General features: G+C 70.3%; 23 protein-coding genes. 2 read left to right on the forward strand and 21 right to left on the reverse strand.

Annotated elements, in window-relative coordinates; all coding sequences use genetic code 11:
- Window positions 1–279: 279 nt before the first annotated feature.
- The 21 genes from RJ05_RS30365 to RJ05_RS26545 form a co-directional block, all read right to left on the reverse strand.
- Window positions 280–654 carry a DUF4145 domain-containing protein gene (locus tag RJ05_RS30365; RefSeq protein ID WP_081597555.1) on the reverse strand — a complete coding sequence of 125 codons (375 nt, stop codon included), beginning with the start codon at window positions 652–654 and terminating at the stop codon, window positions 280–282.
- A gap of 68 nt (window positions 655–722) precedes the next feature.
- Window positions 723–1055, reverse strand: a complete 333-nt coding sequence (locus tag RJ05_RS33205; RefSeq protein ID WP_498043712.1) for a DUF8608 domain-containing protein — start codon at window positions 1053–1055, stop codon at window positions 723–725.
- A gap of 66 nt (window positions 1056–1121) precedes the next feature.
- Entirely contained in the window at window positions 1122–2606 is a 1485-nt protein-coding gene (locus tag RJ05_RS26455; RefSeq protein ID WP_036542070.1) for a putative type IV secretion/conjugal transfer ATPase, read from the reverse strand.
- Window positions 2603–3070, reverse strand: a complete 468-nt coding sequence (locus tag RJ05_RS26460; RefSeq protein WP_026529672.1) for a hypothetical protein — start codon at window positions 3068–3070, stop codon at window positions 2603–2605. The genes RJ05_RS26455 and RJ05_RS26460 overlap by 4 nt, the downstream gene beginning before the upstream one ends.
- 41 nt (window positions 3071–3111) lie before the next feature.
- On the reverse strand, window positions 3112–3909 hold the full coding sequence (locus RJ05_RS26465; protein ID WP_036542075.1) for a hypothetical protein: 798 nt from the start codon (window positions 3907–3909) through the stop codon (window positions 3112–3114).
- Between the two features lie 50 nt (window positions 3910–3959).
- Window positions 3960–5426, reverse strand: coding sequence for an SCO6880 family protein (locus RJ05_RS26470; RefSeq protein ID WP_026529670.1), 1467 nt, complete (start codon window positions 5424–5426; stop codon window positions 3960–3962).
- 6 nt (window positions 5427–5432) lie between these two features.
- Window positions 5433–6764: a TrbL/VirB6 family protein gene (locus RJ05_RS26475; RefSeq protein WP_026529669.1), complete on the reverse strand. Its 1332-nt coding sequence runs from the start codon at window positions 6762–6764 to the stop codon at window positions 5433–5435.
- Between the two features lie 28 nt (window positions 6765–6792).
- On the reverse strand, window positions 6793–7062 hold the full coding sequence (locus RJ05_RS26480; protein ID WP_026529668.1) for a DUF6112 family protein: 270 nt from the start codon (window positions 7060–7062) through the stop codon (window positions 6793–6795).
- A gap of 125 nt (window positions 7063–7187) precedes the next feature.
- A complete protein-coding gene (locus RJ05_RS26485; protein ID WP_026529667.1) occupies window positions 7188–7454 on the reverse strand; it encodes a DUF6112 family protein in 267 nt (88 codons plus the stop codon).
- Window positions 7454–9085: a M23 family metallopeptidase gene (locus tag RJ05_RS26490; RefSeq protein ID WP_036542080.1), complete on the reverse strand. Its 1632-nt coding sequence runs from the start codon at window positions 9083–9085 to the stop codon at window positions 7454–7456. Before RJ05_RS26490 ends, RJ05_RS26485 begins: the two co-directional genes overlap by 1 nt.
- 13 nt (window positions 9086–9098) lie before the next feature.
- The gene (locus tag RJ05_RS26495) at window positions 9099–9788 is read right to left on the reverse strand and encodes a hypothetical protein (RefSeq protein ID WP_036542082.1); all 690 of its coding nucleotides are present in this window, start codon (window positions 9786–9788) and stop codon (window positions 9099–9101) included.
- A gap of 41 nt (window positions 9789–9829) precedes the next feature.
- The gene (locus RJ05_RS26500) at window positions 9830–10855 is read right to left on the reverse strand and encodes a ParB N-terminal domain-containing protein (protein ID WP_026529660.1); all 1026 of its coding nucleotides are present in this window, start codon (window positions 10853–10855) and stop codon (window positions 9830–9832) included.
- The gene (locus tag RJ05_RS26505) at window positions 10852–11748 is read right to left on the reverse strand and encodes a hypothetical protein (RefSeq protein ID WP_026529659.1); all 897 of its coding nucleotides are present in this window, start codon (window positions 11746–11748) and stop codon (window positions 10852–10854) included. Before RJ05_RS26505 ends, RJ05_RS26500 begins: the two co-directional genes overlap by 4 nt.
- Before the next feature lie 92 nt (window positions 11749–11840).
- A complete protein-coding gene (locus RJ05_RS26510) occupies window positions 11841–12245 on the reverse strand; it encodes a hypothetical protein (RefSeq protein WP_026529658.1) in 405 nt (134 codons plus the stop codon).
- Window positions 12242–12952, reverse strand: a complete 711-nt coding sequence (locus RJ05_RS26515; RefSeq protein WP_036542085.1) for a helix-turn-helix domain-containing protein — start codon at window positions 12950–12952, stop codon at window positions 12242–12244. Before RJ05_RS26515 ends, RJ05_RS26510 begins: the two co-directional genes overlap by 4 nt.
- Window positions 12949–13809, reverse strand: coding sequence for a bifunctional DNA primase/polymerase (locus RJ05_RS26520; protein WP_211357604.1), 861 nt, complete (start codon window positions 13807–13809; stop codon window positions 12949–12951). The genes RJ05_RS26515 and RJ05_RS26520 overlap by 4 nt, the downstream gene beginning before the upstream one ends.
- Window positions 13790–14035, reverse strand: a complete 246-nt coding sequence (locus RJ05_RS26525) for a hypothetical protein (RefSeq protein WP_036542087.1) — start codon at window positions 14033–14035, stop codon at window positions 13790–13792. The genes RJ05_RS26520 and RJ05_RS26525 overlap by 20 nt, the downstream gene beginning before the upstream one ends.
- Before the next feature lie 30 nt (window positions 14036–14065).
- Complete coding sequence (locus tag RJ05_RS26530) at window positions 14066–14392, reverse strand: hypothetical protein (RefSeq protein WP_036542089.1); 327 nt, start codon at window positions 14390–14392, stop codon at window positions 14066–14068.
- Window positions 14393–14424: 32 nt separating this feature from the next.
- The gene (locus RJ05_RS26535; RefSeq protein ID WP_036542091.1) at window positions 14425–15408 is read right to left on the reverse strand and encodes a M56 family metallopeptidase; all 984 of its coding nucleotides are present in this window, start codon (window positions 15406–15408) and stop codon (window positions 14425–14427) included.
- Window positions 15405–15794 (reverse strand): BlaI/MecI/CopY family transcriptional regulator, encoded by a 390-nt coding sequence (locus RJ05_RS26540; protein WP_036542093.1) that lies wholly within the window; start codon window positions 15792–15794, stop codon window positions 15405–15407. Before RJ05_RS26540 ends, RJ05_RS26535 begins: the two co-directional genes overlap by 4 nt.
- Entirely contained in the window at window positions 15791–16381 is a 591-nt protein-coding gene (locus RJ05_RS26545) for a hypothetical protein (RefSeq protein ID WP_051016936.1), read from the reverse strand. Before RJ05_RS26545 ends, RJ05_RS26540 begins: the two co-directional genes overlap by 4 nt.
- A 92-nt stretch (window positions 16382–16473) precedes the next feature.
- Between RJ05_RS26545 and RJ05_RS26550 the strand changes: the two genes are divergently transcribed.
- Together RJ05_RS26550 and RJ05_RS26555 are read left to right on the forward strand one after the other, a co-directional pair.
- On the forward strand, window positions 16474–17226 hold the full coding sequence (locus RJ05_RS26550; RefSeq protein ID WP_051016935.1) for a DsbA family protein: 753 nt from the start codon (window positions 16474–16476) through the stop codon (window positions 17224–17226).
- 6 nt (window positions 17227–17232) lie between these two features.
- Window positions 17233–18029 (forward strand): cytochrome c biogenesis CcdA family protein (locus RJ05_RS26555; protein WP_036542095.1); only part of this gene is annotated, 797 nt, incomplete at its 3' end.

Consider the following 18029-nt stretch of genomic DNA (forward strand, 5'->3'; position numbering starts at 1 on the left):
AGGCTCTTCGTATGAGTGATGAAACTTGGGACGGCCGCCGGGCGGTCAGTGCGAGTTCGGGTGATAACACGGTTTCGCGTGCGCGGCAACCGGATGGTTGACGCGCACACTGGGGAGACATCATTCCGTGTCCGCGACGACGGCAGAGTGGTGGATGCCAATTCCGGCGAGACACGGTTTCGCGTGCGCGATGACGGCCGTGTGGTCGATGTCAACACGGGTGAGACGGTCTACAGACTCAGAGGTTGAGTCACTTAGCCCTGGTTTGGCCATCGTTGCTCAAGGTTGCCGCGATGGCCCCTTGGCCGCGTTTATGGTTCGTGCTTGGGCATCGATATCCGGGCCAGTGAAGAGTCGGTGGAACGCCTCGTCGAGCACTCTGGCTCCGTCCAGCACCTCCATAGTGGTTAAGTCCGAGTCCTCGTGGGTTCCGACGTTTCCGAGCCATTTGACGGCGAAGAAGAGATCGGCCACCGCTGGACGGTCTGGGTCAGCATCACGCCACTCTTTGATACGTTCGTGCGCGTTCCGAAATTGCCCAGATGGTCGAGTTGCAGAGATTCCTTCTGAAGTCAAGAACCGTTCCACCGTGGCACGCAGCGCAGTTGCGGCCAGACCAGGATCAGCGAAAAGCACGCGAGAAGCGCGCAGCACACCCTCTCTTACTTCGTCGGGTGCCTATCTCGGGATCGGCATTATCAGCATCGGCGGATGCAGGTGCGTCACAGTGTAGTACGAGGAATAGGCGATGCCTTGGTACTCGAAATCATCGCGGTTCGACCTGTGGGAGTAGTCCACGCGATAGTCGCCGTGCCGTGCACAGCCTGTCGACACTCGGGATTCTCGCACTGACCGCGGACGACAAACGTGCCGGAAATCCACTCCGGCTCGAACGCAGGGTGGTTGCGCGCGGAAGCTGAATCGTGTCCTTCATCCTCGGTGGGCGCTGAGAATCCGATGTATCCGGTCTGGCACTTGGGGCACGCAGGCCGCGGCCACGGCTGTCCGTCCTCAATCGGGCGAGCGAGCTCGGAAAGTGCGGGGTCCACAGCCATGCTTCCAGCGTAAGCGGGACGCTATGCGGACAGGCGTAGAACGGGAATCGATCGCGGGCGACGGCTCTAGCCTTTGCCGGTCATGCGGGCGGTGGTGTCGAACGCGGCGAGCTCGGCGGGGTGGAGTTGGTGCTGCACGACGAAGGCCCGGTCCTTGATCCGCCAGAGCCCTTGCCCGGTGCCGAGTCCGGGCAGCAGGCGGCGTTCGGTGCCGGTCAGCCCGAGCGCGACGGCGGTGGGGCCGAGCTGATCGGTCTCCTGCCGGTAGACGATCCTCGTCTCCGCGTTTGCCAGCAGGCTGTTCGCCAGCGCCCGGTTCGCCGATCCGGCATCGCCGACGTTCTCCAAGTCGGTGAGCTTGTGGAACACCAAGAGATTGGCCAGCCCGTAGTGCCGGGCGAGACGCCAGTGGGCGTCCATCCTGCGCAGGAGCGCCGGGTGGGACATGAGCCTCCATGCCTCGTCGTAGACGACCCATCTGCGGCCCCCGTTGGGGTCGAGCAGGGCGGCTTCCATCCATGCCGACGAGCAGGTCATCAGCACCGAAATCAACGTGCTGTTCTCGGTGACGCGCGAAAGATCGAGGCTGACCATCGGCAGCGACGGGTCGAACCTGACGGTGCTCGGCCCGTCGAACAGGCCGGCCAGGTCCCCGGCCACCAGGCGGCGCAGCGCGTGGCCGACCTGGCGGCCGTCCTCGGTGAGCCGGCCGTCCGGGTCGTCGGCAGGGTCGGGGCGCAGCAGCCGGTCGACCACCATCGGCAGGATCGGCACGTCCGCGTCGCGGACCGCGCCGGCCAGGGCGGTGTCGATCGCGGTGTGCTCCAACGGCGCCAACCGCCGATCCAGCACCGTCTCCGTCAAGGCTCCGAGCAGATCGCGGCGTCGCGCGGCGAGGGTGGTGGCCCACTCCTGGTCGGACAGGCCGCCGGGCCGGTAGCCCTCATCCAAGGGGTTGAGCCTGTTGCCCATCCCGTGCCCGAGGATGATCGCTTTCCCGCCGACTGCTTCGGCGACGCCGGAGTGCTCGCCTTTGGGGTCGCCGGGGACATAGACGCGGTACCCGAAGGGCAGACTGCGGGTGTAGAGGCTCTTGGCGAGCGACGATTTCCCGGAGCCGACGATCCCCGCCAAGATCAGGTTCGGCGCGGTGATGATGCCCCTGCGGTACAACTCCCACGGGTCGTACACGAACGAGGAGCCGCTGTAGAGGTCTTGGCCGATGAAGATTCCCGCGGCTCCGAGCCCGGCTTCGGCCAGGAACGGGTACTGCCCGGCGAGCACGGCGCTGGTGTCCTGATGCCGGGCCACCCGGAAGCGGCCCGGTGTCCTCAGCGCGGCCGGGCCGGGCTCGCCGGCGGCGGGCAGGTAGACCGTGGCACGGCGTTCAGCCCGTTCGGCGGCGGCCTTGGCCTGGGCCGCTTCCTTCTCGACGTGACGCTGCTCGGCGACGAGGCGGGCGGCGGCTTGCCGCCGCTGCTTGCGCAGCCGGCGCCGCTCCGAGGCGGGAGTGACGAGGACAGCGGTGTGCAGCTTCTCGCCCCGGCTCACAACGACCGCCCCCGCGTCCCGGAGACCCAACCGCCGGCGGGACGGTCGAACCATGACGAGTCCGGCGCCGGGCGAGGCTGCTGTGGCATGTCCGGCTTGGGCTGCGGCGGGCCCTCGATGCCGAGCGGTGCCAGCGCGTCCGCGTTCTGGCGAGCGGCCTCCGCGACCCATCCGGGAAACAGGCACTCATGCTCGGGCCTGCTGCCGGGGTTGTCGATGGCGTACTGGCGGGCGTCGCCGGCCGCTGCCAGGAAGGCGGCGAGGTCGCGCATCGCGCGGTCCGGGGCGACCGGCGCTCCGGCGCCGGTGAACAGGTCCCGGCCGACGAGCGTCTGCCCGGTCGCGGTGTCCTCGATGCGGTAGGCATATCGCTGGTGCTCGCCCAGCGGCGAGTCCGGCCAGACGGTCAAGGTGAGCGTCCCGACGTGCCGGGACATCGAAGCGGTGGGGTCTGCGCTGTTCATGGCGGGCAGGTGCGCGCCGGCACGTCTCCGTGGTGGCTATGTCAGAGCGACAGCCCGCGGGCCTGCTTGACGGCGGCGACGCCGGGATGCTCGAACCAGCCCCCGTCACGGACGGCGCTACGCCGCCCGGCCGTCTCTCGCTCACGGCCTGTCGTCGGGCGGCGGGCCGGGACGTGCGCCCCTGCTTCTTTGTCGATGGCGTCCTCGGCACGGATCAGGTGCCGCCGGTACAGGGCGACGTGCCCGGCCATCGGGTTGTAGGTCATCGCGTAGTCGCCGGTCTCGGCCTGCCGGTCACCGGGATAGACCGGGGCGGTGTCGTGAACGTCGCCGTTCTCCAAGGCGGCGTTCGTGGTCTCCTCGCCGTAGTCCCACGCCGACAGATGCTCGATCCCCGCCTCGACCCCGTGGGCGTCGATGAGGTCGATCACCCGGTCGGCTTCCTCGCCTTGGAGGAACACGACGCCAACCCACCGCTCCACCATCCGGTCCTGCGGGTTCCACACGATCCGGCCCGAGTGGGTCATGGCCGCGCTCAGGCGGTCGTCGGCCTGGTCGATGAGCGTGCCGGCCTGGTGCAGCTCATCCGCTGCGGCCAGCGCCTCGGCCGCACCGCCGCTGTACTCGCGGGACTCGTCGGTGACGTGATGCTGCCGGCTCAGATGGGCGGCGGCGAGCTGGTCGAGCACCTGCCGCAGCGATCGCAGCCCGCCCAACAGCTCACCGATCACCACGTAGGTCTCGGACGGGTCCTCGAAGCTACGGCTGGCGTGAGCCAGACCGCGCAACGCCTCGTAGGCATCGCTGGCATCGCTGGTCGGGTTCGTGTATGTCGGCATCACGGGCCTCCTTCAACGAGGGTGGGATGCCTGCCAGGTGAGCGCGCCGGTCACACCGTGCGGCACAGCGGCAGCGCGGCCGCCGTGAACGCGACGGCTTGCTGGCCGACGAGCCTTCGGGTCTCGCAGGAGGCTTGGATCGAGGCTTGTTCGATCGCGGCGACTGCGGCTTCCAGCTCGTCGACGCTGGGGGCGGAGACGGAGATGAGCCCGGAGACCCGTAGAATCCCGTGGCCGGCGGTCAGGTCGGCTTCCTGCTGGAGAACGTCTTGGTATTCGGCGGTCTGCGCGGCGTCCTCGATCTGCCCGATTCGGGCGCGCTGGGCCGCATCGGAGATGTGTTCGACCTTCTTCTTGCGGATGTCGCGGGCCGCCTGGTCCGAGCGCATCGGGGTGTAGATCAGCGACACCGCCCGTTGGATGCCGGTGGAGAGCAGCACCGGCGCGAGGAACCCCGGATAGACGAGGCTGCGGGGCCACTCCGAGACCCACAGCACGGTGTGCCAGGCGGAGTCGGTGCGCAGGTTGCCCCAGGTCTCGGTGACCGCGACCGGGCCGGCGGCGGCGAGCTCCTGCCCGAGCCGCCCGTGGCGCTCCAAGGTGGCGGCCACGGCCGGGTCATACGCCGAGCGGAGGATGACCGCGACCTGACCGGGGCCGAGCCACCCCGAAGGGGTCAAGTCCGCCGAACGCAGCGCGGCGACCAGCGTCGCCATCTCCTGCCGGAGCACCGCGGCGGCGCCGCGGATGCCGCCGCCGGCGGTCCTGATCTGCCGGGAGGCGACCTTCATGTCCAGGGAGAGGCTGACCGTGGTGGCGTGCCGTTCCCCGGCGGGGCCGGCCCGCTCGATCAGTTCGCGGTAGGTGGTCGCGGCCCAGGAGCCGTCGTCGGTGCCGTGCTCGGCCCACCACTCGGCCAGCCCGCTACCGGAGTCGGGCAGGGTTCGTTCGAGCACTTGCAGGGTCGCGATCCGCCCGGACCGGCAGACCGTGGCGAGCACTCGCCCCCAGGAGGTGACGCGGCGCTCTTGCTCGCCGGGGTCGAGCAGGATGAATGCCGGATGGGTCACTTCCGTCACGACCGTCAAGGTTGCCTGGCGGGGGTCGTGGATCATGCACGCCCCGGTCTCGGGGTCCAGGTGCTCCCGAAGCCGGGCCATGTCACCGGGCAGCGCGAGACTTCCGGCAGGGCGGGGCTTGACGATCCGCCGCCGGTAGAGCAGTTGCCCGCCGGTGGAGCGCCACAGCCACCAGAGCGCGACAGGGAGCCATTCGACCATCGGCCTCCCAGCGATGGGCACCCAGGTCAGCACGACCGCGAGCAGCCAGACCGGGGCGGTGTAGACCAGCAGCATCCCGGCGCCGCCGTAGAACGCGGCCAGCAGCGCCAGGCCGCCGATGCCGAGGGTGATGAGCTGCGCGACCGAGAGGCCGAGCAGCACCCCTCGGCGGGTGAGTCGGCTGAACTTCATCGGCGTCAGCTCGCTACCGGGTGTCTTCTGGTCCGTGGTGGGCATGGGTGGTCACTCCTTGCCCCACGGCGATGCCGTGGGGTTGGACGGCTCCGTGGGCGTCCTCGGCTGCGGCGTGGACGGCGGGGGCGTCTGCGACGGCGGCGGGGTGCCGCCGTTCTGCCCGCCTGCGGCGTCGGCGGCGGTCTCGGCCTGACCGGCCACCGCGTGCCCGGCCTTCGGCCCGGCCTCGGCGGCATCCTTGGCGACCTTCGCTCCGACCACGACGGCTGCCGCCGGTCCCGCGCCCGCGGCGGAGGCGCCGGCTTCGGCGCCCACGGTTTCACCGCCGGCCGCGGCAGGTGCCTGCGCCGGGGCGGGCGACGGCGGAGGCGTGCCACCTGATCCTGCGTCCGACGCGCCGTCATTGGGGTCTTCGAGAACCTTCTTGGGCTCGCCGCCGCCTTGGGGCTTGGAGGGGATCGGGACGGGACGGTTGAGCGCGTTCTTGGCCTCCTGCTCGGTGCCCATCTGCTGGTACAGGTCGAAGCCCACGAACGACACGAAGCGGTAGACCATGTAGGGCGCGAAGGCCGCGATGCCCATGAGCACGATGCCGGTGATCGGTTCGGTGACGGCGGCGATGTCCAGCTCGATCGGGGTGGCGATCTGCGTGATCGCCAGCAAGAAGATGACGACGAGCACGAGCTTGCTGATGATGAGGGCGATCACGAACGCCGCCCATTTCCCGATCCATCCTTTGGTGGCGTCCCAGGACGCGCCGGCGAACGCGATCGGTGCCAGCACCACGCCGACCAGCAGCAGCGCCTTGCGGATCAGCAGGCTGAACCAGACGATCGCGACGGCGGCGATCATCAGCCCGGCCAGGAAGATCGTGACGATCGCGCCGACGCCGGGCGCGGCGATGTTGATGCCGCTGAGCCCGGCGGCGAGCAGGATGATCTTGTCGCCCATCGTCTCGGTGGTCTCGCCGGACGTCTGGATGATGCCGATGCTGAGCTGGTCCACGATTTCCAGTGCGAGCGCGGTCAGCGTGACGACCACGAACGCGCCCAGCACCGATTTCGCCGCGCCGAGCGCGGCTCTGGACAGCGCGGTCGGGTCGCGGCGGATCAGCCCGGTGATGAGTTGCAGGCAGAAGAAGATCAGGACGAGGAAGACGCCGATGCCGAAGATCAGGTTGTAGACGCTGGTGAACCCGTCCGTCTGGACATCGACCAGCGTGGTCGTGTCGAACACGGCCCACATCGCCTCGATCAGCCAGCCGGCCGCGCCGCCCATCGCCTGGGCGAGCCAGTCGAACGGGGCAGCCACGACCGTCGCGGCAGCCTCGCCCGCCACGTCGCAGACGGTCGAAATCACGGGAACGTCGCAGACACCCATCTCAAATCTCCTGCGGTGACCGGCGGCCCTATACAGCCTGGCCGACGTTCCAGAAGAAGTTCACGAGCGTCACCGCCGCGCCGCAGATCACCGCGGCACCGCAGGAGATGAGAACGCCCAGCTTGCCCCTGCCCGCCAGATGCGGGTTCGAGCTGTTGGCGCCGTAGGCCCAGACGATCGCGGAGACGATTAGCGCCAGTACGGAGAGGATGAGGCCGACCGTCATCACGGCGCCAACGATGGTGCGGAGCTGGTCGATGCCGGGCAGTCCCGAGCTGTTGGGGTCGATGTCGATCACGGCGGTTACTCCCTCGCTGAGCGAATGGCTTGTGGCGACGAGGTGAACCAGGGAGCGACTGGCGAGACCGGGCAGACGAAAGGCCCGCTCCCAACGCAGAGAGCGGGCCTGCTGGCGACGGAGGATCAGAGCTGTTGGCCGAGGGCGATGAGCCAGTTCACCCACGCCACCCCCGCGCCGGCGAGCGCGGCGGCGCCGACGCCGACGAGCACCCCGACCCGGCCCTTGGAGGCAAGCGAGTGGTTGCCGTGCGAGGCGCCCAGCGCCCAGCAGATCGCCGAGACGATGACCATGAGCACCGCGACGATGAGCACGAACATCAGCAGGGCGCCGATGACCTGTTTCAGATCACCGATGCCTCCGAGCCCGTCGAAGTCGGGGAACACTTCCATCACGAACCGGCCCTGACGGTGACGTGCAGGTGGTCGTAATGGCCGCCGGTCACGTCGCCGGGGTCGTGCATCCCGCCGCCGTTGTAGGGGCGCCAGCCTTCGGCGTCGCGGGCCAGGGACCAGATTTGGCCCTGCCAGATCAGGTACTCCACGCCCAGCGACTCGGCGTGGTCCTTCATCCAGTTCGTCACCCGCCACCCGTCCTCGAGCTGCGCGGGCGTCGGGTGCGTCCCGATCGGGTTCCCGAACGTGATGTCACACGCCCGGCCCAGCGGGTGCTCTGACGTTGTGCCGGGCCGGGGCGAGTAGCAGGCCCAGGAGCTGTCGGGGAACGCGGCACGGGCTTGGGCCATGACGTGCGCCATCCGCGCGGTGATCTGCCCGTCGCTGGTGGGGTCATCGACCATCTGGTCGGGGTCGCCGTCCAGCGGGGCGGGATCGCCCGGCGCTCCACCGGAACTGCACTCGTTCGGGCTGCCGACCGTGGCTTCGGGCAGGTCGACCGCGTTGTGGTCGTTAAGCCACTTGGCCGCGTCGACGGCCTCGCCGCTCGTGCCGCCGGGCCGGACCTCGAAATGCAGGTGTGGCCCCGTGCTGTTCCCGGAGCTGCCGACATCGCCGATGTGCTGGCCCGCGGTCACACGATCTCCGGCCGCGACGAGGATGCCGGACTGCCACATATGCGCGTAGGCGGTCGCCACGGTCTGCCCGTCGATCTGGTGCTCGATGACAATGAGTCCGCCGTAGCCGCCGGAGAACTCGGCCACGGTCACGGTCCCGTCTGCGGCGGCGAGGATCGGCGTGCCGTCCGGTGCGGCGAAGTCGGTGCCGGTGTGGAACGACGGTTCCCCGGTGATCGGATGGATACGCGGCCCGAACTCGCTGGTGAGCACCCAAGTTCCCTCGGGGAGCGGGAACACGACCCGCGAGGACTCCGCGACCGGACCGGCCACCACCGAGGCGGTGGCCGGGCCAGCCGCACCCGTCGCGCCGGTGAGAGCGTCGAGGATGCGTTCGGCGACCGGCTCGTAGTTGCGGTAGCGGTCAGGGTAGGCACTGACCTCGACGGCTTGCGCGGCCTCGCCGGGGTCCATCTGCGCCCAGCCGGGGATGTCCAGCAGGCCCCGCGGCGAGGGATAGTTAGGTCCATCGGGTCCGCCGTAGAACGCGCGGGCCTGATAGTTCGTGTCCATCAGCTCCGCGACGGTTCCCCACCCGGATTGCGGGCGCATCTGGAACAGGCCGAGGGAGTCGTGGTCGCCGCCGTTGCCGTCGTTGGGGTAGTTCGCGGACTCGGGGTAGGCACTGGTGTTGGCGAGCTGGCGCAGGGTGCTCTCGGTGAGCGCGGCCATCAGCGCGATCTTGATGCCGGGCCGGCCGACGCCCTCGATGCCGCCGCCGACAGTGATGATCGTGGCCGCGTGCGTGAGCTGGGTCTTGTTCAGCGTGAACGTGGTGCCGTCTTGCGTGGTGACGGTCAACGAATCGGGGACGTTGCCCACGGTGACGCTGCCGCCGGGGACGGCGCAGTTCGCGGCGGCGGGGTTCATCAGCACGCCGATCGCCATCAGGACACAGGCAGGGCCTAACAGGACGAAGGCGAGTCCGAGGATGAGGAGCTTCTTGACCACGGCGTGCCTTCTGTCATCGCAGCGGGTTGTCGAGCTGCGACAGGCGCAGCACGTGACACGGGCCGGTGCGGAACTCCGGCGCCGGGGGCGGGCAGGCCAGAAACACGGTGAAGGCCACGGGGTGCTCGCTGGTGACGGGTTCGCCGTTCCAGACGCCCTCGCGGTGCCGGGTTCCTTCGATCGTGATCGCGGTCGCACCACGCGGGAGCTGGCCGGACTGGGCCTGCTCAACCGCGGTGTCCCATGCTTGGGGCACGAACGAGGACTCGATGGTGAGATGCTGGGTGGTGGCGTACTTGCGCAGCTCGATCCACGCCTCCCGCGACGGCAGATAGGACGCGATGTCGGCGGCGAGGCCCGCCTGCTCATGGCCGGAGGGGTCCCCGACCTCCAAGATCGCGGCGGAGTAATCCAGCGGCATCAGCCCGGAGCCGGTGTCCCAGGCGAACAGCGCCTCAGCGACATTGCGGGCGAACTCATCCGGGTCGTGCGAGGGGATCACCCGCGGCGGCCCCGGTTTGCCGGGCTCGGACTCACCCGGAGCGGTGATGGTCGGAGCCGGATCGGGCGCGCGATCGGTGGGCTGTCGTGGGCCGGTGATGAGCCCATACACGCCGACGCCGATCAGGAGCAGCAGCACGAGGCCGGCGGCGATCACCGCGATGAGTCGGCCACGGGACCAGGAAGCGAGATTCGTCTTCATGCCCAGAGGTGAGCCCGCCGGTGACTGGCCCTACCGGTGCATCAGAGGGCGCGCAGCAGCGGCCGGCCCGCCGACTCAGCGACGGTTGTGCGGGCGGTGCGGAGCCGGTCGGCGAACTCGGTGGTGCCCTCGACGGTGGCGAAGAACGCCTCGGCCTGCTCGTCGGTGAGCTCGACGGCCAGCTCGTCCACGTCGTAGTGGGTCCACCACGCTTCCAGGTCGCCCCAGGTCAGTACGAACGCCCGCAGCGGGTACCGCGTCGGTTCCTCGTCCTCAACGACGGGGCGACGCTTCGGCGTGGCCGGCTTGCTGACCTTGCTGGCCTTGCTGGTCTTGGCGGCGTGGACGCGGGCCAGGGCTTCGTCGGCCAGCTCGTGCAACCGTTGGTCCCGCTCGCTGTCGGCCTTGGCTTGGCTGTCGCGGAGGCGCTGGAAGATCGGGTTGACCGCCGCACCGGCCTCGATCTGCGTCAGCCCGTCCCGCGCCTGGACGCGGATCGTCTCCGGGGTGCTCGGATCGTCGGCCAGGTGTTGCAGGTAGCCGATCTGTTCCAGCCGACTGTAGGACGCCGAGCCGGTCACCATCCGCGCCGCCTGTGTCCGAGCGTCTCCGAGCTGGTGCGAGTCCGATGGTCCCGCCGAATCGGCGGGACCATGCTTTCCGGGCTCGTGGCCCTCGTGGAACTGGGTCTTGGCCTTGCGGCGTGCGGCGTCCTCGGCCATGAGTTCCTTGATCTCCCGGTACAAGGCGGCGGCCTCGATCGCGGTGAGCGGCTTGTGGAGCTGGTTGTCGTCCTGCTCGGCCAGCAGATGCCCCAGCCGGTCCGAGATACCGGAGCGCACCCACACGCTGACGCGGCGCCAGCCGAGCTTCTTGATCGCGGCCATCCGGCGCGCCCCGCACACCAGCACCCCGTCCGGGGTGATCGTCGGCGGCTGCAACAGACCGTCCCGGTCGATCGACGCCGCGAGCGCGTCGATGTCGCCCAGGTCCGTGCGGTGCCGGCGGCCGACAGTGATGGAGTCAACCGCCCGCTCCAGCTCGATGTGTCCGGCCGGTGCGCTCATCCCGCACCTCGCGCCTTTCTCGCGCCCGGCTTGCTGATGCCCGGTGCGGCCAGGGAGAGGGTGAGCACGAGGTCGTCATCGCGCAGCAGCACCGGCAGGGTCTCGCCGATCAGCAGCCGCAGCAGGATGCCGCGTCCCGCGCCGGTCGCCGCGAGCGCCGGGTCCGGGCAGCCGAGCAGGGCGCGCAGCAGCACCGCCCAGGACCGGCCAGGAAGGTCGATCAGGGCTCGGGCGTGCTTGTCGCGTCGCAGTGTCTCGTAGGCGGTGTGCCGGTTCCCGACGCGCGTCAGCGCCACGCAGACGTGTTCTACCGCCGGGCGTGCCGTGCCCTCGGGCCAGTCCAGCAGCATCAGCAGCGTGATCGCGTCCTCGACCGCCGACGCCGCGGTGGTTGCCGCCGGCTCGGCCGGTGCCTGCTCCGGGGTGTTGTCGCGGTCGTGGGCGTCCTTGATCTGGAACGCGGGATGGTAGTCGCTCAGGACGTTCTCGCGGTCGGAGAGCCGTTCGGGGTCGTGGAAGATCGAGTAGCGGGGCCGGCGTGCCTGGTGGGTCGAGCACAGCAGCCCTTGGCCGCGTTCCTCGGCGATGCAGGTGATCCGTACCGCGTGCGTGATGACCGCCCACGGGTCATCGGCGGTGCGGGCGGCCTTGGTGCGCATCACGTCGAACGCCGCCGACGCGGCCTCCCACGGATCGAGCCGGTGCTTGTGCGCCAGCGCCGCGTACTTCTCGGCCGCGAACGCCATCAGCTCTGCCGCTACCGGGTCGTGCTCCCAGGCGCGCTGGCCGGCGGCGTGCAGCCGTTTCAGCAGGGCACGCAGGCCCTCGCTGGTGCGGTAGTCCTCAGCCGTCCGGCCGCTGGTCTCGCTCATGGTGCTGGTGTCGTTGGTCATGGTCTGGGCACCTCCCGACGGCGAGGTGCACCCGCAGACGACTGCGGGGCTCGCCTTGACGGAATGAGCGCCCATGACTCATCACCACCCGGCTACCTCATCCCGACCCCGGAGCGGTGCGGTCCCTGCTCGGCGCCGCCGCGACGGCCGAAGGCGCTCAGAGGCGGCAGACGCTTGGCTCGCTCGGCGACCCAGCGGGCGCCCTTCTCGATCGGGGCGCGAACGTGCCGGTTCATATCGGCGGTCCGGTCGATGCCCCGGCGGGACAACCGGCCGCCGCCTTGGGCGATCAGGTCGGTCGGGCGCACCCAATCCACGCCCCGGCCCCGTACCCGCGCCAGCTTCTCCTTCGCCGCCGTGCGGGACGCGGCGGCCTTGACCGCATCCGGCGTCCCCGCTGCTTCGGTCGCCTCGGTTGGGTTCAGGTCGTTCCGCTTACGGGGTGGCGGCTCGGGCTCGGAGCGATGCTGCTCCCGCATCCGGTCCTGATCGTTCATGGCAGGGCTCCTTCCATCTCGGGCTGCGACCCGGACGGGTCGGCCTCATCGGACTGGTGAGCACGAGGCAGCCAGCGACCCACCGTCGAGGGATGCACGCCCAAATGCCGGGCGATGGCCTTGTTCGACCAGTCCTGCTCTCGCAGCTCTGCCGCCAGCGCCCGACGATCCGGCCCGCCGTCCGTGTCCGCAGCGGTGACGCCTGCCGCCGTAGATGGCGGGTCAAGAGATGCCGTCTCGCTCTGGGGCAACGGGGTGATCGGCTCGACCGCCGGCGGCAACTCGAGCGCAGTAGCCGGGCGTGCGGTGGCGCGGGTCAGCACAACGGTCAGATGCGTGATCGCCAGCAGCACGACCGGCGGCACGGCAGCGACCGCGGCCGCGAGCGGTCCGGGCACGTCGGCGTCGGCCGCGACCACCGCATGCAGCGAGTTCGCCGTCACCGACACCGCGGCACCGCCGACCAGCAACGCCCACGGATACCACGCCGCTCGCTCACCGGCGAGGGCAACGACGGCCACCGTGGAGACCACGATTACGCCGTCGACGATCAGCGGCCACGCCCACGCCTGCCCGGCACCGATCCCGGAGCGGCGGGCAAGGTCGGCCAGGGACGTGAACGACAACCAGAACGCGCCGGCAGCGATGAACACCGTCCCGGCGACCGAGGTGATGACCGCCCACCGGCGGCCGCGTAGCTCCTTCATGACAGCCCCCGCGTGGCGGGCGCCCGCTGCTGCGCGTTCCCGCGAGCGAACTCGCCCGAAGCCGATGCGGCCGGACGGTCCCGGCGGGCTCCGGCGCCGACGCTGCGATAGGCGCTGTAGACGGTGCGGGTGATCTCCCGCTCCCCGAAATCGGATTGTGCGGCCGTCACCATCGCGTCCAGGGCATCCGTGAGCGGCACCCCGCCCTCGGACAACCGGCACGAGGCCCAGAAGAGTTTGAGGTTGCGGTCTGTGGCCTGCCGCCCCAGCCACGTCGCCAGCCGCTCCGCATCCTCGCGCCGCACTGGCCCACCGAGGCGCGGCCGAGGCGCGGGCCGAGGATCAAGGAAGTCTCGCAGCCGGCCCGCATCTATCGGCCAGGCCGCACCGGCCGCGAGCTGCTCGACCCGGTACGGCGTGCGCAGGCCGTCGAGCCGTAGCAGCGAGGGCGGGGCGATGATGTAGCCGCCGTCCCCGCGACAGTCGATGCCGACCTTCCCTGCCTGCCAGGACCGTTGCGCCTGGTTCGGGTCGGCTGGAAAGTAGGCGTGCTGGCCGCCGGTGGGTGTGCGCACGACCGCCAGCGGCTCGGGGATCAGCCCGGCCCGGGCTGACCGCGCGTAGGCGGCGTACCCGTTGACGCCGTGCACATCCACGTCGATCACTACCAGCCCCGAGACGGCACCGGTCGGGATGCCGATGTTCGCGGCCGGCCGCGCCCGCCACCACGCCTCAACACGGCTCGGGTCGATGCTGGCCTCGTGGAATCCGCGCTCCGGGATCGGCCGCTTCCCGGCCGGCGCACAGGGGAACACCGGAACTCCGGCCCGCGCCAGCTCACCAGCCGCGACCGGCAACGGTGCCCCGCTGCAGGCCCCGGGCTTTGCCTGCCAGATACTGTCCGGCCTCATCCCAGGCTTCGGCGCGCACGCATCGTTCGATGACGCCGAAGTTCACGCTGGACAGCACCAGCTCGGCTCGCTCGTGCCCGCCACGCAGCTCGTTCACGCGGTCGTTGATCCGGCGGTAGTAGTCCACCGTCGCGACGCTGCTCATCCCGTGCAGCAACCCGATGGTCCTCATCGGCGCTCCATCTGCCACCTTCTGGTCCGGTCAGATGCGGATGTAGGCGGCGTCGGCCAGTTGCGCATGGACGATCGCGGTGACCGCGGAGGGGACCGTGCCGACCTCGGGTCGCAACTCGCCGGGGTCGATGCCGCGCCGTCCGAGCCCGACGCTGCACGCGGCCACCTCGGTGTGCTCGGGCACCTGGACGGCATCGGTGCCGGTCAGGCCGGCCAGTGCCGGGCCGTTGACGATCACCCGCACCCGCACTCCCAGGCCGGCGGCGTGGAGTCCGGCGGCGGCGTCCAGCGCCCGTTGCACGTCGGCGGGGTCGTCGGCCACGTGCAGGATCACCTCACGAGTGTTCTCATTCATTGTTTGGTGTTCTCTCTTGGTTTCCGGCAGGGTCAGATGGTGCAGCCGGTGAGGGCGGCCGAGACGTAGGGCAGATGGACGAGGGCAGCAAGGGCGGCCATGCCGACCAGGTATGCGGCGATCGCGACGGCGGGCAGGGCGCCTGCCAGCCCGGCGCTGGGGTGGACGAGGTGGCGGATGCGTTCGGGACCAGCGGCGTGCAAGGCGACAGGGCAGGAGTGCTGCGGCATGGCGGGGTGGGTGCGTTCGCCGAGCTTGACCAGGGCGCTGACCAGCGCCCTGGTTCCTGCGTGACGGCGGGCCTGGTCGTCCGCGGCGATCTCCAGGTAGTGCGGCAGCGCGTCGGCGACAGCGCGGATCAGCGGCACCCACCGTAGGTAGGCGGCGATGCTGTCCACTAGCGCGGTGATGAGGTGGTGGCGTTGGTGCAGGTGGGCGTGCTCGTGGGCCAGCACGGCGGCCAGCTCGCCCGGCCCCAGCGCGCGCACCGCGCCGGTGGAGAGCACGATCCCGCCGTGACGGTCGGGGAAGGTAAGCGCGAACGGGTGCTCGGCGTCGACCAGTGCCACCTCGTGCCCGTGAAGGAGCTGCCGCCGCGCGCCGTGCAGCAGCGTGCGGGCGGCGTCCCGGGAGCGAGAGCTGCGCCGAACCATCTGGCGGGCAAGACCTGCTCCCAGAGCAAGGGCCAGCGCCACCGGCAGGGCGAGCAGCAGCACCGCGGGGATCAGGGTTTCGGTGGTGTCGGCGGAGAACGGGTTCGCGGCGGTCAGGCACCGTTGGCAGACCTCGGCCGCGCGTTCGGGCAGCAGCGCGGGGCCGGCTCCGGCCCAGGCCAGCACCGGGCCGATCGCCAGCAGCGTGACCAGCCAGACCCCGATGCCGCCGGCGACGACCACGATCGCCAAGCGCGGGACGCGCACCAGGGCGGGGGCAGCGTGCCGCAGCAACCACGGCCCGAACACCGCCAATGCCACCAGTCCGGTGCACAGAGCCATCGTGAGGATGCCCGCGGTCATGGCATGTCTCCCCGGTCGCGGCGTTCCAGGTAGTCGCGCAGCAGGTCCAGGTCGTTCTCGGGCATCGAGTCCACGAACTGCAGGATCGAGGCGGCCCGGTCGCGGCTAGCCTCCAGCACCTGCTCCATCAGCCCCGCGGCGTGCTCGTGCCTGGTGATCTTGGCGCCGTACCGGGTGGACCGGTTCTGCCTCGTGATGGTCACCAGGCGCTTGCGATCCAGGTTGGTGAGCACGGTCGCGATGGTGGTGTAGGCGGGGTCGGAGGGCAGGTGCTCGATCACTTCGCGCACGGTAGCCGGGCCGTGGTCCCACAGCACGTCCATCACCTGCGCTTCCAACGCCCCCAGGCGCAGCAGGTCGCCGGAGCGCCCATCGGCGGCCTTCATCGCACAGCCGCCACCGGCTCGGGGCGGACCGGGCAAGCGACCTGCCCGCGTAGTCGCCACACCAGTGCGACGCCGGTCAGGATCAGCGCGCCGAGCGCGAGGAACGGCTGCACGGGGGTGAACCAGGTGATCGCTCCCGAGTACCCCAGCGCCAGCAGCGCCAGCTTGTTGCACACCGGGCACCCCACCGCGAACCACGCCAGGATGCCGCCGGCCATTCCCATCCGGCTGCTGCGCCGAGCCTGCGCCTCATCGGCCGCGTCGGTGGCGGCGCCGTCCTCGCTGACCGCATTCGCCTGCTGCTCGTCCGCGGCGGCGCGGTACGGGCGGATATACGTAGCGACCAGCATGCCCGACAGCACCGAGGTGACCAGCCACACCGGATAGTTCCACCACACCGGCGGGATGTCTCGACCGAACAGCGGGTTGGGGATCAGCACCGTCGCCACCCCGATCACCACCGCGACAACCGCCGAGGCAGCGATCGCGGCCAGCACCTGCCTGCCCGTCCACCCTCGAAGCGCCTGGACCGCCAACCGGAAGCTTTCGCCGATGCCCTGGCGGGATCGAGTCGTGGGAGAGGTCATGGAACCCATTCTGACACGACTCGACTACCACGCATAGTCGACTATCTGAGATAGTAGAGGTCGGTGCCCGCGACAGTGACAGGAGAATCCCTATGCCCACCGAGACCACGAACCGCCCGAAACCGTCGAACCGTTCGAGGTCGTCACAAATCGTGCCGGTCGCCGTGTTGACCCTGGCTGCTGTCCTGATCGCCGTGATCGTGGCGGTGAACTGGAGTGGCACGACGGCCGAGGAGGGGGGCTCGCCGTCGGATAGCGGCGCGCCGACGGAGGTGCAGAACCCCGAGCAACCGGACCTGTCTGCGGCCGAGACCAGGGACGAGGCGGACCTGCTCGCGGCCGGGCCCGTGGATGCGCCGGTGGTGCTGGTGGTGTTCTCGGACTATCAGTGCCCGTTCTGCGCGCGGTGGAGCGAGCAGACACTGCCGTCGATGATGGAGCACGTCGACGCCGGGGATCTGCGGATCGAGTGGCGCGACATCAACGTGTTCGGTCCCGCGTCCGAGCGCGCAGCGCGGGCCTCGTACGCCGCCGCCCTCCAGGGGGCGCTCTGGGAGTACCACGACGCCCTGTTCGAGGACGGGGAGCGCAGGTCCGAGAGCGAGCTGAGCGAGGAAGCCCTCGTCGCCTTGGCGGGCGAACTCGGTTTGGACACCGAGCAGTTCGCCGCCGACCTGGGCTCGGAGGAGACGGCGCAGGTGATCGCCGCCAACCAGCAGTTCGGGTTCGACCTCGGCGCCACCTCCACCCCGATCTTCATCCTGGGCGGACAGCCGATCGTCGGGGCGCAGCCCACCGAGGTGTTCCAGGAAGCGTTCCAGAGCGCGCTCGACGCGGCGGAGTGAGGCGGCGTGGACATCGGACTGCTCGCCGCGTTCGCCGGCGGCACGCTCGCGCTGCTGAGCCCGTGCGCGGCGCTGCTGATGCCGGCGTTCTTCGCCTCCACGATCGGCAGCGGGCCCCGGCTGCTGCTGCACGGAGCCGTGTTCTACGTCGGCCTGCTGACCGTCCTGGTCCCCGTGGGGGTCGGAGCCGGCGCCCTGGGGACGCTGTTCGTGACTCACCGGCAGGCGATCGTGCTCGTCGCCTCGCTGGTCCTGGTCGTCCTCGGCGCGGCGCAGGCGCTCGGGTTCGGGTTCGACCCTGCCCGGCTGCTACCGGCCGGGGCAGACCTGCACGCGCAAGCGGCGTCCAAGACCGGACTCGTCAAGACGGTGCTGCTGGGCGCTGCCAGCGGCATCGCGGGATTCTGCGCCGGCCCGATCCTGGGCGCCGTGCTCACCCTGGCCGCCGCCCGCGGCGACACCCTCGCCGCCGGCGTCATGCTCGCCGTGTACGGCGCGGGCATGGTGCTGCCGCTGCTGCTGATCGCCGCGCTCTGGCAGCGCCTGGGCGCCCGTGGACGCCGGTTCCTGCGCGGGCGATCGTTCACCGTGCTGGGCCGGGAGCTGCACACCACCTCGGTGGTCACCGGGCTGCTGATCGTGGGCGTCGGGGTGCTGTTCTGGACCACCAACGGCCTGGTCGGGGCTCCCGAACTGGTTCCGCTCGACGCCCAGGCCTGGCTCCAGGAGAACACCGCGATCCTGGCGAACCCGATCCTGGACATCCTCGCCGTCGTCCTCATCGCCGGGATCGTGCTCGTGCT

The organism is Nocardia cyriacigeorgica NBRC 100375 (assembly GCF_000308555.1).
GTDB lineage: Bacteria > Actinomycetota > Actinomycetes > Mycobacteriales > Mycobacteriaceae > Nocardia > Nocardia cyriacigeorgica.